This is a genomic window from Xenorhabdus sp. SGI240 (assembly GCF_040081915.1).
GTDB classification, from domain to species: Bacteria; Pseudomonadota; Gammaproteobacteria; order Enterobacterales; family Enterobacteriaceae; genus Xenorhabdus; species Xenorhabdus bakwenae.
Map to the genome: position 1 here is coordinate 100,679 of NZ_JBEBMB010000047.1, position 15,840 is coordinate 116,518.

15 protein-coding genes are annotated in these 15,840 nt (G+C 45.1%); all 15 read left to right on the plus strand.

Features of this window, described 5'->3' with window-relative positions; all coding sequences use genetic code 11:
• Window positions 1-556 precede the first annotated feature (556 nt).
• Window positions 557-946 (plus strand): succinate dehydrogenase cytochrome b556 subunit, encoded by a 390-nt coding sequence (sdhC, locus tag ABLA76_RS11855; protein WP_047770311.1) that lies wholly within the window; start codon window positions 557-559, stop codon window positions 944-946.
• The gene (sdhD, locus tag ABLA76_RS11860; RefSeq protein ID WP_348988067.1) at window positions 940-1,287 is read left to right on the plus strand and encodes a succinate dehydrogenase membrane anchor subunit; all 348 of its coding nucleotides are present in this window, start codon (window positions 940-942) and stop codon (window positions 1,285-1,287) included. Before sdhC ends, sdhD begins: the two co-directional genes overlap by 7 nt.
• A complete protein-coding gene (sdhA, locus tag ABLA76_RS11865; protein WP_348988068.1) occupies window positions 1,288-3,054 on the plus strand; it encodes a succinate dehydrogenase flavoprotein subunit in 1,767 nt (588 codons plus the stop codon). It abuts the gene before it with no gap.
• Window positions 3,055-3,091: 37 nt separating this feature from the next.
• On the plus strand, window positions 3,092-3,808 hold the full coding sequence (locus tag ABLA76_RS11870; protein ID WP_047770304.1) for a succinate dehydrogenase iron-sulfur subunit: 717 nt from the start codon (window positions 3,092-3,094) through the stop codon (window positions 3,806-3,808).
• A gap of 335 nt (window positions 3,809-4,143) precedes the next feature.
• Window positions 4,144-6,951, plus strand: coding sequence for a 2-oxoglutarate dehydrogenase E1 component (sucA, locus tag ABLA76_RS11875; protein WP_348988069.1), 2,808 nt, complete (start codon window positions 4,144-4,146; stop codon window positions 6,949-6,951).
• A 14-nt stretch (window positions 6,952-6,965) separates the two neighbouring features.
• The gene (gene odhB / locus ABLA76_RS11880) at window positions 6,966-8,177 is read left to right on the plus strand and encodes a 2-oxoglutarate dehydrogenase complex dihydrolipoyllysine-residue succinyltransferase (RefSeq protein WP_047770302.1); all 1,212 of its coding nucleotides are present in this window, start codon (window positions 6,966-6,968) and stop codon (window positions 8,175-8,177) included.
• Between the two features lie 159 nt (window positions 8,178-8,336).
• Entirely contained in the window at window positions 8,337-9,503 is a 1,167-nt protein-coding gene (sucC, locus tag ABLA76_RS11885) for an ADP-forming succinate--CoA ligase subunit beta (protein ID WP_047770301.1), read from the plus strand.
• Window positions 9,503-10,372: a succinate--CoA ligase subunit alpha gene (gene sucD / locus ABLA76_RS11890; protein WP_348988070.1), complete on the plus strand. Its 870-nt coding sequence runs from the start codon at window positions 9,503-9,505 to the stop codon at window positions 10,370-10,372. Before sucC ends, sucD begins: the two co-directional genes overlap by 1 nt.
• 643 nt (window positions 10,373-11,015) lie before the next feature.
• Window positions 11,016-12,587, plus strand: a complete 1,572-nt coding sequence (gene cydA / locus ABLA76_RS11895) for a cytochrome ubiquinol oxidase subunit I (RefSeq protein WP_348988071.1) — start codon at window positions 11,016-11,018, stop codon at window positions 12,585-12,587.
• 14 nt (window positions 12,588-12,601) lie between these two features.
• On the plus strand, window positions 12,602-13,741 hold the full coding sequence (gene cydB / locus ABLA76_RS11900; RefSeq protein ID WP_348988072.1) for a cytochrome d ubiquinol oxidase subunit II: 1,140 nt from the start codon (window positions 12,602-12,604) through the stop codon (window positions 13,739-13,741).
• 11 nt (window positions 13,742-13,752) lie between these two features.
• On the plus strand, window positions 13,753-13,869 hold the full coding sequence (gene cydX / locus ABLA76_RS11905; RefSeq protein WP_072059785.1) for a cytochrome bd-I oxidase subunit CydX: 117 nt from the start codon (window positions 13,753-13,755) through the stop codon (window positions 13,867-13,869).
• Window positions 13,869-14,156 carry a cyd operon protein YbgE gene (gene ybgE, locus ABLA76_RS11910; RefSeq protein ID WP_285811356.1) on the plus strand — a complete coding sequence of 96 codons (288 nt, stop codon included), beginning with the start codon at window positions 13,869-13,871 and terminating at the stop codon, window positions 14,154-14,156. Before cydX ends, ybgE begins: the two co-directional genes overlap by 1 nt.
• A 114-nt stretch (window positions 14,157-14,270) precedes the next feature.
• Complete coding sequence (gene ybgC, locus ABLA76_RS11915; RefSeq protein WP_348988073.1) at window positions 14,271-14,675, plus strand: tol-pal system-associated acyl-CoA thioesterase; 405 nt, start codon at window positions 14,271-14,273, stop codon at window positions 14,673-14,675.
• A complete protein-coding gene (gene tolQ, locus ABLA76_RS11920) occupies window positions 14,672-15,361 on the plus strand; it encodes a Tol-Pal system protein TolQ (protein ID WP_348988074.1) in 690 nt (229 codons plus the stop codon). The genes ybgC and tolQ overlap by 4 nt, the downstream gene beginning before the upstream one ends.
• A 24-nt stretch (window positions 15,362-15,385) precedes the next feature.
• Window positions 15,386-15,817 (plus strand): colicin uptake protein TolR, encoded by a 432-nt coding sequence (gene tolR / locus ABLA76_RS11925; protein WP_348988075.1) that lies wholly within the window; start codon window positions 15,386-15,388, stop codon window positions 15,815-15,817.
• Window positions 15,818-15,840: the final 23 nt, after the last annotated feature.

Here is a 15,840-nt window from a genome sequence, read left to right on the forward strand (position 1 = left end):
GAAGGCATTGTGCTACCGGAGAGAATTTAACATCAGGCTGGTATCACATTTAACGCTGAAATCTCATTACGGACGACAATGGTTTTCAGGTTGTTAAAAAGTTTTTGGAAGTTATGTTTAAAGTATTATTGACATAAAATGTTATCATTTTGTGCTTATATGATACTTCTACATAACTTTTATTTTTCGTTAAGATTAATTTTTGCATCTAAAATGATGGCAAATAATATATAACGACATATATGTAAGATAAATGTTTAATCTTTGTCAAACAAGATTGTTGGTTTTATGAAAAATGTTTGAAGCGTGATCTTTCTCACTGTTCAAGCTAAATGTTAATAATCGTATTGTGTGGCAATTGTAATAACAATGTGAAGTACTTATACTTCCGTGAGGTCTCCGGATTATCCTGATGCAGGAGCACCCAGCGTAGCCAAATCACAACTTTTGATGAACAGTAGGGATTGTTTAAGTTAATTATGTTGTGTCTTTGTATCCTCTTCGCGCTGTCTGATTCCCGCCCAGGACCGGAGGATGGAAAATAAAAAAAAGCTTTGTGGGCAAAATTGTGAAAAAACAAAGACCTGTCAACCTTGATCTGCGGACGATTAACCAACCCGTCTCCGCGATAGCGTCGATCTTGCACCGTATCTCAGGCGTCATTACCTTTATCGCAGTTGGCATTCTACTGTGGTTATTGGGGATGTCTCTGTCGTCGCAAGAAGGCTTCCTGCAAGCATCTGAAATCATGACTGGCTTCTTCGCCAAATTTATCCTGTGGGGGATATTGACGGCGCTGGCTTACCACATCAGTGGAGGTATTCGCCATGTGTTGATGGATTTTGGTTTCCTGGAAGAAAATCTCGCTACCGGTAGTGCATCTGCCAAAGTAGCAATAGCAATCGCGGTTATTCTGTCTATTCTGGCTGGGGTATTATTATGGTAAGCAACGCATCCGCTTTGGGTCGTACAGGTATTCAGGATTGGCTGCTATTGCGCGCATCCGCAATTATTATTGTTTTGTACGTCCTCTATCTCGTCGGTTTTGTCGCAACAACACCGGATATTACCTATGAAGTCTGGCGAGGTTTCTTTTCTTCATCCCTCACTAAAGTATTCACCGTGTTGACTCTGCTTTCCATTCTGGTTCATGCGTGGATTGGAATGTGGCAGGTACTGACAGATTATGTCAAACCGCTCGCACTGCGTCTGGTTTTGCAACTGGTGATTATCGTAGCGCTGTTAACTTATTTGATTTACGGAACAATTGTGGTGTGGGGTGCATAAATGAAACTACCGGTAAGAGAGTTTGACGCTGTCGTGATTGGTGCTGGTGGCGCAGGTATGCGTGCGGCACTGCAAATTTCACAAATGGGTTTATCTTGTGCGTTAATTTCCAAGGTATTCCCAACCCGTTCCCACACAGTTTCAGCACAGGGTGGGATCACGGTTGCTTTGGGCAATACCCATGACGATAACTGGGAATGGCACATGTATGATACGGTGAAAGGCTCCGATTATATTGGTGACCAGGATGCCATTGAATATATGTGTAAGACTGGCCCAGAAGCTATTTTGGAACTGGAGCACATGGGGTTGCCATTTTCCCGTCTGGATGATGGCCGTATTTACCAACGCCCATTTGGTGGGCAATCCAGAAATTTTGGTGGCGAGCAGGCCGCTCGTACTGCCGCTGCTGCCGACCGAACCGGTCACGCCTTATTGCATACTCTGTATCAGCAGAATTTAAAAAACCACACGACTATTTTCTCTGAATGGTACTCGCTAGATTTGGTTAAGAATCAGGATGGTGCCGTTGTCGGTTGTACCGCGATTTGTATCGAAACGGGTGAAGTGGTCTATTTCAAAGCGAAGGCGACTATTCTGGCAACGGGGGGGGCCGGTCGTATTTTCCAATCCACGACTAATGCGCATATCAACACCGGTGATGGGGTGGGGATGGCGTTGCGTGCAGGTGTGCCTGTTCAGGATATGGAAATGTGGCAATTCCACCCAACGGGTATTGCTGGCGCGGGGGTTCTGGTTACAGAAGGTTGTCGTGGTGAAGGTGGTTACCTGCTAAATAAAGATGGTGAACGCTTTATGGAGCGTTATGCGCCAAATGCTAAAGACCTTGCTGGTCGTGATGTAGTCGCTCGTTCTATGATGATCGAAATCCGTGAAGGCCGCGGCTGTGAAGGCCCATGGGGTCCGCATGTCAAACTGAAACTGGATCATTTGGGTAAAGACGTGTTGGAATCCCGCCTGCCAGGTATCCTTGAATTATCCCGTACTTTCGCCCACGTCGATCCAGTAAAAGAGCCGATCCCTGTTATCCCAACCTGTCACTATATGATGGGGGGGATTCCAACTAAGATTACGGGTCAGGCGCTGACAGTCAATGAAAAAGGCGAAAATGTGGTAATCCCTGGCCTGTTTGCTGTGGGTGAAATTGCTTGCGTATCTGTTCACGGCGCAAACCGTCTGGGGGGTAACTCACTGCTTGACCTGGTGGTATTTGGTCGTTCCGCAGGCTTGCATTTGAAAGAATGCCTGATGGAACAGGGTACGAGCCGTGATGCCAGCGAATCTGATGTCGATGCAGCTCTTCAACGTCTGAACCGTTGGAATAATACCCGCTCAGGTGAAGATCCAGTAGAAATCCGCAAAGCATTGCAAGCTTGTATGCAGCATAATTTCTCGGTATTCCGTGAAGGTGATGCGATGGCAAGAGGACTGGAAGAGCTGAAAGTGATCCGCGAACGTCTGAAAAATGCGCGTCTGGATGATACTTCATCAGAATTCAATACCCAACGCATTGAATGTTTGGAATTGGATAACCTGATGGAAACAGCTTATTCAACTGCGGTTGCTGCGAACTTCCGTACAGAAAGTCGTGGTGCCCATAGCCGCTTTGACTATCCAGAACGTGATGATGCTAACTGGCTGTGCCATAGCCTGTACTTACCGCAAACTGAGAGCATGACTCGTCGTGAAGTGAATATGCAGCCAACGCTGCGTGAAGCATTCCCGCCGAAAGTGCGTTCTTACTAATTGCATTGCTGATGTTCCAGTTGCGGAGAAATAGATTATGAAACTTGAATTTTCCATTTATCGTTATAATCCAGATGTCGATGATGTGCCTCGTATGCAGGACTATACACTGGAAGCAGAGGAAGGGCGCGATATGATGCTGCTGGATGCGCTCATCCAGCTAAAAGAGCAAGATCCAACCTTGTCATTCCGCCGTTCTTGCCGTGAAGGGGTTTGTGGCTCTGATGGCGTGAATATGAACGGTAAAAACGGCTTGGCATGTATTACATCCATTTCAGCATTGCGTCGTGGCAATAAAAAAATTGTTATTCGCCCATTGCCTGGTTTGCCTGTAGTTCGTGATTTGGTTGTTGATATGGGGCAGTTCTACGCGCAGTATGAGAAAATCCGCCCTTATCTGATTAATGATGGTAAAAATCCACCCGCGCGTGAGCACCTGCAATCACCAGTACAGCGTGAAAAGCTGGATGGTTTGTATGAATGTATCTTATGTGCCTGTTGCTCAACGTCTTGCCCATCATTCTGGTGGAATCCAGATAAATTTATCGGCCCAGCCGGTCTTTTAGCGGCATACCGTTTCCTGATTGATAGCCGTGATACTGAAACAAGTTCACGATTGGATAACCTGAATGATGCATTCAGTGTTTTCCGTTGCCACGGCATTATGAATTGCGTCAACGTATGTCCTAAGGGATTGAATCCGACAAAAGCGATTGGTCATATTAAATCTATGTTGCTGAAACATAGCGCATAGCAAAATAAAAATTTGTGTATAAATAACACATAAATAGTGTGTAAATAGTGCATATAATGTTGCCCTCCACAATTTTGAAATAAATATCAAACCAGTGGAGGGCATTAAAGAATGAAAAATGATAAATTGCCTGCTGCTAAAGACGAAGTATGTTTCTAAATAAAGGGATTTTTAAAAACTGATATTCGGTTTTTAAAGGTTCCTTGAAGGGTAGGAAAACCCATAGAAGAGCATGCATTAAGCACGTCCAAATGAACCTTTTATCAACACCGCTAATTAAGCGGTATTTGTTAACCACGGCGAAAACTAAAGCTTTTAAAGCTTAAGGGATCACAATGCAGAACGGCGCAATGAAGGACTGGCTGGACTCAAGCTTTCTGGCTGGTGCAAACCAGTCTTATATAGAGCAAATCTATGAAGACTATATAACCGATCCTCATTCTGTTGATGAAAGTTGGAGAGAAATTTTCCAACAATTACCGGAAGCAGGACTTAGCGGCGAGCAACTTCACTCACAGGCACGCGATTATTTCCGTCGTCTGGCAAAAGATGCCACACGTTATCACACTTCAGTCAGCGATCCAGCAATGGATGCAAAACAAGTCAAAGTTTTGCAGCTCATCAATGCATTCCGCTTCCGCGGACACCAACATGCAAACCTTGATCCATTGGGATTATGGAAACAGGAACCTGTACCTGATATTGATCCTGCTTTCCATAATTTAACAAAAGCGGATTTTGAAGAAACGTTTAATGTTGGTTCTTTTGCCATTGGTAAAGAGACCATGAAATTGGCTGATCTGTATGACGCGCTGAAACGCATTTATTGCGGTTCAATTGGTGCGGAATATATGCATATCACCAATACGGAAGAAAAACGTTGGATCCAGCAACGTCTGGAGTCAATGGCAGTAAGTTCACAGTTTAGTGCAGAAGAAAAGCGTCGTTTCCTGAAAGAATTAACATCCGCGGAAGGTTTGGAACGCTATTTAGGTGCTAAATTCCCAGGGGCAAAACGTTTCTCTCTGGAAGGTGGCGATGCACTTATCCCTATGTTAAAAGAGCTGATCCGTCACGCAGGTAAACAAAGTACCCGTGAAGTGGTCTTGGGAATGGCTCATCGTGGTCGCCTCAACGTGTTGGTCAATCTCTTGGGTAAAAAACCGGTAGATCTGTTCGACGAATTTGCGGGTAAACACAAAGAGCATCTGGGCACTGGCGACGTAAAATACCATCAAGGTTTTTCTTCTGATTTTGAAACCGAAGGTGGTTTGGTGCATTTGGCTCTGGCCTTTAATCCCTCTCACCTTGAGATTGTCAGCCCTGTTGTTATCGGTTCTGTACGTGCCCGCCGTGATCGTCTTGATGAAGGTCGCAGTAATATGGTTCTGCCTGTGACTATCCACGGTGATGCCGCAGTCATAGGGCAGGGGATTGTGCAGGAAACGTTGAACATGTCTCAGGCGCGCGGTTATGAAGTTGGCGGTACGGTTCGTATCGTAGTGAACAACCAGATTGGCTTCACCACTTCTAACCCGAAAGATGCCCGTTCAACACAATATTGTACTGATATTGTGAAAATGGTTCAGGCACCGATTTTCCACGTTAATGCAGATGATCCGGAAGCTGTTGCATTCGTCACACGTCTGGCGCTTGACTTCCGTAATACCTTCAAAAGTGATGTTATGATCGATCTGGTCTGTTACCGTCGCCACGGTCATAACGAAGCTGATGAGCCAAGTGCAACTCAGCCACTGATGTACCAGCAAATCAAAAAACAACCAACAGCACGTAAAATCTATGCAGATAAGCTGGTCGCGGAAGGTTTGCTGGAAGCCAATGACGTGACTGAGATGGTGAATCTGTATCGTGATGCACTGGATCATGGTGAATGTGTTGTCGATGAATGGCGTCCAATGGGGCTGCACTCATTCACATGGGAACCCTACCTGAACCACGAATGGGATGAAGAGTATCCACATAAGATGGATATGAAACGTTTGCAAGATCTTGGCAAAAGCATCAGTACTGTTCCTGCCGAAGTGGTAATGCACTCACGTGTTGCGAAAATCTATGGCGACCGTGCAGAAATGGCGAATGGCAATAAGTTGTTTGACTGGGGGGCTGCGGAAACACTGGCTTACGCGACCTTGGTTGATGAAGGCATTCCTGTCCGTATCTCTGGTGAAGATGCGGGACGTGGTACTTTCTTCCACCGTCATGCCGTTATTCATAACCAAAACAATGCTTCTGTTTATGTCCCTTTGGCGAATGTCCACAATGGACAGGGTGTATTTAATGTATGGGATTCTGTCCTTTCAGAAGAAGCTGTACTGGCATTTGAATACGGTTATGCAACCACTGAACCTCGTGTCCTGACGATTTGGGAAGCCCAATTTGGTGACTTTGCCAACGTGGCTCAGGTTGTGATTGACCAATTTATCAGCTCTGGTGAACAGAAATGGGGCCGTATGTGTGGCTTGGTTATGCTGCTGCCACATGGTTATGAAGGGCAGGGACCAGAGCACTCATCGGCACGTCTGGAACGTTATCTGCAACTGTGTGCTGAACAAAACATGCAGGTTTGCGTACCATCGACTCCCGCTCAGGTTTATCACATGCTGCGTCGTCAGGCTCTGCGTGGTATGCGCCGTCCGCTCATCGTTATGTCGCCGAAATCGTTACTGCGTCATCCACTGGCAGTGTCTAGTCTGGATGAATTAGCGAATGGTAAATTTGAGCCAGTCATTGGTGAAATTGACGCTTTGGATCCAAAAGGTGTCAAGCGCGTTGTGCTTTGTTCCGGCAAAATTTATTACGATCTGCTGGAACAGCGTCGTAAGAATGAACAGACCGATGTTGCTATTGTGCGTATTGAACAGCTGTATCCATTCCCTCGTCAGCAGCTGCAAGCTCAACTTGAGCAGTATGCCCATGTTCATGATTTCGTCTGGTGTCAGGAAGAGCCGCTGAACCAAGGGGCTTGGTATTGCAGTCAACATAATTTCCGTGAAGCGATCCCATTTGGGGCGTCTTTACGTTATGCAGGTCGTCCGGCATCTGCTTCCCCGGCGGTGGGATACCCGTCTGTTCACCAGCAGCAACAGCAAGCACTGGTTAATGACGCACTGAACGTTGAATAAATTAAGGATAGAAAATGAGTAGCGTAGAAATTCTGGTTCCAGACCTTCCTGAATCTGTTGCAGATGCCACTGTGGCAACGTGGCATAAAAAACCCGGTGACACCATAGAGCGTGATGAAGTGCTGGTTGAAATTGAAACGGATAAAGTTGTTCTGGAAGTGCCAGCAAGTGAAGCAGGTGTTTTGGAAGCCATTTTGGAAGAAGAGGGCGCCACTGTTCTGTCCAAACAACTGTTAGGTCGTATCCGTTTAGGTGACAGCACGGGGATACCTGCCGAAGTTAAAGCCAAAACCGAGGCAACGCCAGCGCAGCGTCAGACTGCATCTTTGGAAGAAGAAAGCAACGATGCACTAAGCCCTGCTGTTCGTCGTCTGATTGCAGAGCATGATTTAGATCCTGCTGCCATTAAGGGCAGTGGCGTTGGTGGCCGCATTGTCCGTGAAGATATCGAAAAATATGTCGCTGCGAATAAAAAAGAGAGTGATAAGCCCGCCGCATCTGCTGAACAGCCATCCTTATTGCCACACCGCAGTGAAAAACGTGTCCCAATGACGCGTTTGCGTAAGCGTGTTGCAGAACGTTTGCTTGAAGCGAAGAACAATACGGCAATGTTGACGACTTTCAATGAAGTCAACATGAAGCCAATTCAGGAATTGCGCAAGCAATATGGCGATGCATTTGAAAAACGCCATGGTGTACGTCTGGGCTTCATGTCTTTCTATGTGAAAGCGGTTGTTGAAGCGTTGAAACGCTATCCAGAAGTGAACGCTTCCATTGATGGCACAGATGTGGTTTACCATAACTATTTTGATATCAGTATTGCTGTATCTACACCACGTGGTCTGGTTACACCCGTATTGCGCGATGCAGATGCATTGAACATGGCTGACATTGAGAAAAGCATCAAAGAGCTGGCTATCAAAGGCCGCGACGGTAAACTGACGGTTGAAGAACTTACTGGGGGTAATTTCACCATTACCAACGGTGGTGTCTTCGGTTCCCTGATGTCCACCCCGATCATTAACCCACCACAAAGCGCGATCCTTGGTATGCATGCCATTAAAGATCGTCCAATGGCAGTAAATGGTCAGGTTGAGATCCTTCCGATGATGTACTTGGCACTGTCCTATGACCACCGTCTGATTGACGGTCGTGAGTCAGTCGGCTTCCTGGTGACCATCAAAGAAATGCTGGAAGATCCAACACGTTTGTTGCTGGATGTATAGCATCACTATCGGCGGAGAGTGTTAACTCCGCCAAGTCTGAAGTAGTACGACGCTGATGTAAAAATATATGCAGGCCAGCCCCCTTGGGGCTGGTCATATCCAGAGCAACAAAATAGAAGGTAATTTACCTTTCTTAAATTAAATTATGGATAGAACATCATGAATTTACACGAGTATCAGGCAAAACAACTTTTTGCACGGTATGGTTTACCAGCACCTGCTGGCTATGCTTGTACCACACCGCGCGAAGCAGAAGAAGCAGCATCCAAGATTGGTTCAGGCCCTTGGGTCGTTAAATGTCAGGTTCATGCAGGTGGCCGCGGTAAGGCTGGTGGCGTGAAAGTCGTCAACAGTAAGGAAGATATCCGCACTTTTGCTGAACAATGGCTGGGTAAACGACTGGTAACTTACCAGACAGATGCGCAGGGGCAACCTGTTCATCAGATCTTGGTGGAAGGGGCAACTGATATTGCCAAGGAGCTGTATCTCGGGGCTGTTGTTGACCGCGGTACACGACGTGTAGTGTTCATGGCTTCTACTGAAGGTGGCGTCGAAATAGAAAAAGTGGCGGAAGAAACGCCCGAACTCATTCATAAAGCCATTATCGACCCACTCTCTGGCCCTATGCCGTATCAAGGCCGTGAATTGGCATTCAAACTTGGTTTGACGGGTAAACAAGTTGGTCAATTCACCAAGATTTTCTTGGGATTGGCTAACCTGTTCTTAGAGCGTGATTTGGCATTAGTTGAAATCAACCCTCTGGTGATCACAACGCAAGGTGATCTGGTTTGTTTGGATGGAAAATTGAGCGCTGATGGTAATGCTATGTTCCGTCAGGCTGAACTGCGTGAAATGCACGATCCTTCACAGGAAGATCTACGTGAAGCTCAGGCTGCACAGTGGGAACTGAACTATGTTGCACTGGATGGCAATATTGGTTGTATGGTGAATGGTGCAGGTCTGGCAATGGGAACGATGGACATTGTCAAACTGCACGGTGGTGCACCGGCAAATTTCCTTGATGTAGGTGGTGGTGCAACAAAAGAGCGTGTTACCGAAGCATTCAAGATCATCTTGTCAGATGAAAATGTTAAGGCCGTTTTAGTTAATATTTTTGGTGGTATCGTCCGCTGTGATTTGATCGCTGACGGCATTATTGGTGCGGTGGAAGAAGTAGGTGTTAACGTACCAGTAGTCGTTCGTCTGGAAGGAAACAATGCTGAACTGGGTGCTAAAAAACTGGCGGATAGCGGTTTGAACATCATTGCCGCGACCAGTTTGACAGACGCAGCTAAACAGGCAGTCGCAGCAGCGGAGAATAAATAATGTCTATTTTAATCGATAAAAACACCAAAGTGATTTGTCAGGGTTTTACTGGTAGCCAGGGTACTTTTCACTCCGAACAGGCGATAGCCTACGGTACTCAAATGGTGGGTGGCGTAACACCGGGTAAAGGTGGCACTGAGCATTTAGGATTACCTGTATTCAACACCGTACGTGAAGCCGTTGAAGCCACAGGGGCAACCGCTTCTGTAATCTACGTTCCGGCCCCATTCTGTAAAGATTCTATTTTGGAAGCGATTGATGCGGGGATTAAACTGATCATCACTATTACAGAAGGCATCCCAACACTCGATATGTTGACCGTTAAGGAAAAACTGGATCAAGCCGGTGTTCGTATGATTGGTCCTAACTGTCCGGGTGTCATTACACCTGATGAGTGTAAGATTGGCATTATGCCTGGTCATATTCATAAGTCAGGTAAAGTGGGCATTGTTTCCCGTTCAGGCACACTGACTTATGAAGCGGTTAAACAGACCACAGATGCTGGTTTAGGGCAATCTACCTGTGTTGGTATCGGTGGTGACCCGATCCCGGGTTCGAACTTCATTGATATTCTGCAACTGTTCCAGCAAGATCCACAGACAGAAGCGATTGTCATGATTGGTGAAATTGGTGGTACAGCCGAAGAAGAAGCTGCGGCTTATATCAAAGAACATGTGACTAAACCGGTTGTTGCTTATATTGCGGGTGTAACTGCACCGAAAGGTAAGCGGATGGGCCATGCCGGAGCGATTATCGCAGGTGGTAAAGGGACAGCAGACGAGAAATTTGCTGCTCTGGAAGCTGCGGGCGTGAAGACGGTGCGTAGCCTGGCAGACATTGGCGATGCTGTAAAAGCGTTATTGGCATAAGCAGCATAAAATAAACTCTTTTTTATAGAAAAAGGCTACTTTAGGGTAGCCTTTTATTTTATTTATAATATTAACAATAGGTTAGTTCATTTATAAGATCAGTTGTTTTTCAATTTAATTGAACTGGATTTTAGTAAAATCTATTTATTTTATTAATTAAATTGGAAATATCGAAAAAATATATTCTTTAAAGAATGAAAAGGAAAAGTTAATTTTCTAATGCATTTTACAGCAAAAAATAAATTACAGTCATTGCAAATAACAACTTATTAACATCAAGTAAACCATAATGAAATAATAGCTGTAAAGATTAACAAAATAAGAAAAAAATTGACTAAAATCAATTTATTACTCTGGATTGTATTCGCTAAACTTGATTAAATTGATCTAGTATATATAGGTATTAATCTGAGAATGTATGATATTGTTGATTTATATTCAGAATTCTAAGCTGAGTCACGTAAAAGATATTTATTGTATGTGAATATAGGCGTAATATTATTGTGGTATCTATTGATTTTTTGATTTTGTAATAATTCATTGTTGTGTTTGAGGCATTTATTGCTGGTAGTTACGAGACTTTCGTTTTACGAAGTCGGGTTGCCGCAAGTCGGTGTCTTCCTGCTAGGAGCAAGGAGTCAAGATGTTTGATATTGTCGAACTGTCACGATTACAGTTTGCCTTAACTGCTATGTACCATTTTCTGTTCGTACCATTAACGCTTGGTATGGCGTTTTTGCTTGCGATCATGGAAACGGTATATGTCCTTTCTGGCAAACAAATCTATAAAGATATGACAAAATTCTGGGGTAAGTTATTTGGTATTAACTTTGCCTTGGGTGTCGCAACGGGCTTGACCATGGAGTTCCAGTTCGGAACCAACTGGTCATATTTCTCACATTATGTTGGTGATATTTTCGGTGCGCCTCTGGCCATCGAAGGTCTGATGGCATTCTTCCTCGAATCCACATTCGTTGGTCTGTTTTTCTTCGGGTGGGATCGATTGAGTAAGAAACAACACTTGGCGGTTACCTGGCTGGTTGCATTAGGCTCTAACTTCTCTGCATTGTGGATCCTGATTGCGAATGGTTGGATGCAAAACCCGATTGCGTCTGACTTTAACTTCGAAACCATGCGCATGGAAATGGTGAGCTTCAGCGAACTGGTACTTAACCCAGTTGCTCAGGTGAAATTTGTTCACACTGTTGCAGCCGGTTATGTCACAGGTGCCGTTTTTGTACTGGGTATCAGTTCTTACTATCTGCTCAAAGGGCGCGACTTAGGGTTTGCCAAACGTTCTTTTGCTATTGCAGCAAGTTTTGGTATGGCTGCGGTACTGTCCGTCATTGTTCTGGGTGATGAATCTGGATATGAAATGGGGGACGTGCAGAAAACCAAATTGGCAGCTATTGAAGCAGAGTGGGAAACCCAGCCACCTCCGGCTTCATTCACGTTGATTGGCCTTCCTGATCAGGACAAAATGGAAAATAAATATTCCATCCAAATTCCTTACGTTTTAGGTCTGATTGCTACCCGCTCTACAGATACACCGGTCGTTGGTCTGCGTGATTTGATGAGCCAGCATGAGCAGCGTATCCGTAACGGTATTAAGGCCTATGAATTACTGGAAGAACTGCGTGCAGGTAATGTTGATCCAAGTGTTCGCAGTGCATTCAATGAAAGTAAGAAAGATCTCGGCTATGGCATGCTCTTGAAGCGTTATACCCAAAACGTAACTGATGCGACAGAAGAGCAAATTAAAGCCGCAGCGAAAGACTCTATTCCGCGTGTAGCACCGCTCTACTTTGCATTTCGTATCATGGTTGCTGCTGGCTTTATTATGTTGGTGGTTATCGGTCTGTCGTTCCTGAGTGTTCTCCGTAACCGTATCGGTCAATATAAGTGGCTGCTACGTGCTGCATTGTTCAGCATTCCATTGCCGTGGATTGCCGTTGAGGCAGGTTGGTTTGTCGCAGAATATGGCCGTCAGCCATGGGCAATTGGTGAAGTGTTACCAACTGCTGTCGCGTCATCAACACGCAGTGTAGGCGATCTGATTTTCTCAATGGTGCTGATTTGTGGTCTGTACACTTTGTTCTTGATCGCAGAGATGTTCTTGATGTTCAAATTTGCCCGTCTTGGCCCAAGCAGCCTTAAGACCGGTCGTTACCATTTTGAACAAAAAACCGCGTCTTCAGCGAATAATATTGAGTAAGCAGGAGTCCACTTATGCTTGATTATGATGTATTACGATTTATATGGTGGCTGCTGATTGGTGTGTTACTGATCGGTTTCACAGTGACTGATGGTTTCGATATGGGAGTAGGTGTCCTGCTGCGGATCATTGGTAAAAATGATACTGAACGCCGTATCATGATTAACTCAGTTGCCCCACATTGGGATGGTAACCAGGTTTGGTTGATTACTGCGGGTGGTGCCCTGTTTGCTGCATGGCCGATGGTATATGCCGCCGCTTTCTCTGGTTTCTATGTGGCAATGATTTTGGTTTTGGCAGCCCTGTTTTTCCGTCCGGTTGGCTTTGATTACCGTTCGAAACTGGAAAACAGAAAATGGCGTAATATGTGGGATTGGGGGCTGACTATTGGTAGCTTCGTACCTGCATTGGTTATCGGGGTGGCATTTGGTAACTTGCTGCAAGGCGTACCGCTGGCGGTTGATTCTTACCTGCGTGTCTCCTATGAAGGTTCATTCTTTGGATTGCTGAACCCCTACGGATTGCTGGCTGGGGTGATTAGCCTGATGATGATTGTGACGCAAGGCGCAACGTATCTGCAAATGCGTACAACAGGCGAGCTGCACCTGCGTTCCCGTACCGCAACCCATGTTTGTGCAGCGATAACGGCAATTGCATTCCTGTTGGCTGGGATATGGCTGATTTATGGCATTGATGGTTATGTTGTCACGGGTGGACTGGATGTGAATGGCGCATCGAATCCGTTACATAAAGAAGTTATCCAGCAGGCTGGTGCATGGCTGACCAACTTCAATAACTATCCGGTTCTGTGGGCGATACCTGTGCTGGGTGTGCTTCTTCCTTTGCTGACTATGCTGGCTACCTGGATGAATAAAGGTGCCTGGGCATTCTTGTTTTCATCACTGACAGTGGCTTGCATTATCCTGACTTCAGGGATTGCTATGTTCCCGTTCGTGATGCCGTCAAGCATTGACCCGAATGTCAGCCTGACTATGTGGGATGCGACATCCAGTCAGTGGACGTTGCAAATTATGTTCGTTGTTGCACTTATCTTCGTTCCTATTGTGCTGTCTTACACCATTTGGTGTTATTACAAAACCTTCGGGCGTTTGGATAAGAACTACATTGATAACAACAAACACTCACTGTACTAAGGAGCATAGGCATGTGGTATTTTGCTTGGATTCTCGGAACGCTCTTAGCTTGTAGCTTTGCTATCATTGCTGCTTTGGCACTTGAGCATAGCGAATCACAGAACGCTTCTGAGAGTGACAAAAAATAATGTTGGCTGATAAATGCTACCAACTTATGGATAAGAGCCTGGTGAGGGCTCTTATCCTCATTATCGCCTTAACACTTGCTGCATGCGTGTTTTGGAACCCTGTACGTTTTGCCGCCAATACCAGTTCACTACAAATATGGCAAGGTATTTTATTGATCTGGGCAGTTTGTTCTGGCGTTACTTTTGGTGTTGGTTTTTATCCTAACCGTATTATTTGGCGATTATTTTTTCATCCGTTACCTGCATTTTTCATTCTTCTTTTTGGCTTATATCATTTCTTTAAGTAAACTAATTGTAATTTTATAGGCCGTCGGCCTATAAATTTTTTTTACTGACAGGTCATTCCAAAGCGCTATTGTCTTAAGTATAGTGACAGCGTCAATTCGCCTAATTAGGATTATATGAGTAATATGTTATTCCGTTGGCCTATCCGTGTTTACTACGAAGACACAGATGCTAGTGGTGTGGTTTATCACGCTCGGTATTTGGGTTTTTACGAAAGAGCTCGTACAGAGATGTTGCGGGAAAGAGGTTTCCAGCAACAGACTATGCTAGATGAACAAGTTGGCTTTGTTGTTAGTCGTATGACGATTGACTACCGGAAACCAGCAAAACTGGATGACCAACTGTTTGTTGAAAGCGAAGTTACGAATATCCGTGGTGCTTCTCTGACATTTATTCAACGAATTGTTGATTGTAATGGCGTAGTTGTCAGCAGTGCGGAATGCCTTGTTGTCTACGTGAATTCATCTCAAATGAAGCCGATTGCGCTTCCAAAGTCTATTGTCGCGGAGTTTAAGCAGTGACTGACATGAACATCCTTGATTTATTTCTTAAGGCAGGTTTCTTAGTGCAGCTGATCATGCTGATTCTGATTGGCTTTTCTATCGTCTCTTGGGCAATCATTATTCAACGAACAAAAATCCTGAATGCCGCAAGCCGTGAGGCAGAAGCATTTGAAGATAAATTTTGGTCTGGTATTGAATTATCTCGCCTTTACAAAGAAAGTCAGTCACGCCGTGATTCGTTAAGTGGCACTGAGCAGATATTCCATTCCGGGTTTAAAGAATTTGCTCGTTTACATCAGGCAAATAACCATGTTCCGGAAGCTGTTATCACAGGAACCTCCCGTGCCATGCGGATTTCACTAAATCGTGAATTGGAAGTATTGGAAAATCATATCCCATTTCTAGGTACGGTAGGTTCTATCAGCCCTTATATTGGGTTGTTTGGTACGGTTTGGGGGATCATGCATGCCTTTATTGCGTTGGGAGCGGTTAAACAGGCAACCCTGCAAATGGTTGCGCCGGGGATTGCTGAAGCTTTGATTGCAACAGCTATCGGTTTGTTTGCGGCCATTCCTGCGGTGATGGCCTATAACCGCCTGAACCAGCGGGTTAACAAACTAGAACAAGTTTACGATAACTTTATGGAAGAATTCCTGGCTATCCTGCATCGTCAGGCTTTTGCTTCCAATACTAATAAGTCGTAATAAATCGTAAGGGGAAATCAGCGAATGGCGCGCACTCGTAGTCGCAGACGTGAGCTAAAATCCGAGATCAATATCGTCCCCTTGCTGGACGTGTTGCTGGTATTACTGCTTATTTTCATGGCAACAGCACCGATTATCACGCAAAGTGTGGAAGTTGATTTACCTGATTCGGTGGATTCAAAGACAGTTTCCAGCACTGATAATCCGCCGGTCATTGTGGAAGTTTCAGGGGTAGGGCAGTACAACATGATTGTTAATCAGGAGCGTTTGGAATTGTTACCTGAACAGCAAATCGTTGCAGAAGCGCAAACCGTGATGAAAGCCAATCCGAAAACGATTTTCTTGATTGGTGGCTCTAAGGAAGTTCCTTATGATGAAATTATTAAGGCGTTGAATATGCTTCGTCAGGCAGGTGTCAAATCGGTGGGCTTAATGACCCAACCTGTCGGCGCCTGACAATGGCTGTCACTTAAAGTTTC

Coding starts and splice junctions, on each gene's coding strand:
- tolR (WP_348988075.1), top strand. CDS start 15,386: ATGGCGCGCACTCGTAGTCGCAGACGTGAGCTAAAATCCGAGATCAAT.
- sucC (WP_047770301.1), top strand. CDS start 8,337: ATGAATTTACACGAGTATCAGGCAAAACAACTTTTTGCACGGTATGGT.
- sdhA (WP_348988068.1), top strand. CDS start 1,288: ATGAAACTACCGGTAAGAGAGTTTGACGCTGTCGTGATTGGTGCTGGT.
- odhB (WP_047770302.1), top strand. CDS start 6,966: ATGAGTAGCGTAGAAATTCTGGTTCCAGACCTTCCTGAATCTGTTGCA.
- cydX (WP_072059785.1), top strand. CDS start 13,753: ATGTGGTATTTTGCTTGGATTCTCGGAACGCTCTTAGCTTGTAGCTTT.
- cydB (WP_348988072.1), top strand. CDS start 12,602: ATGCTTGATTATGATGTATTACGATTTATATGGTGGCTGCTGATTGGT.
- ybgC (WP_348988073.1), top strand. CDS start 14,271: ATGAGTAATATGTTATTCCGTTGGCCTATCCGTGTTTACTACGAAGAC.
- ABLA76_RS11870 (WP_047770304.1), top strand. CDS start 3,092: ATGAAACTTGAATTTTCCATTTATCGTTATAATCCAGATGTCGATGAT.
- sucA (WP_348988069.1), top strand. CDS start 4,144: ATGCAGAACGGCGCAATGAAGGACTGGCTGGACTCAAGCTTTCTGGCT.
- sucD (WP_348988070.1), top strand. CDS start 9,503: ATGTCTATTTTAATCGATAAAAACACCAAAGTGATTTGTCAGGGTTTT.
- cydA (WP_348988071.1), top strand. CDS start 11,016: ATGTTTGATATTGTCGAACTGTCACGATTACAGTTTGCCTTAACTGCT.
- ybgE (WP_285811356.1), top strand. CDS start 13,869: ATGTTGGCTGATAAATGCTACCAACTTATGGATAAGAGCCTGGTGAGG.
- sdhD (WP_348988067.1), top strand. CDS start 940: ATGGTAAGCAACGCATCCGCTTTGGGTCGTACAGGTATTCAGGATTGG.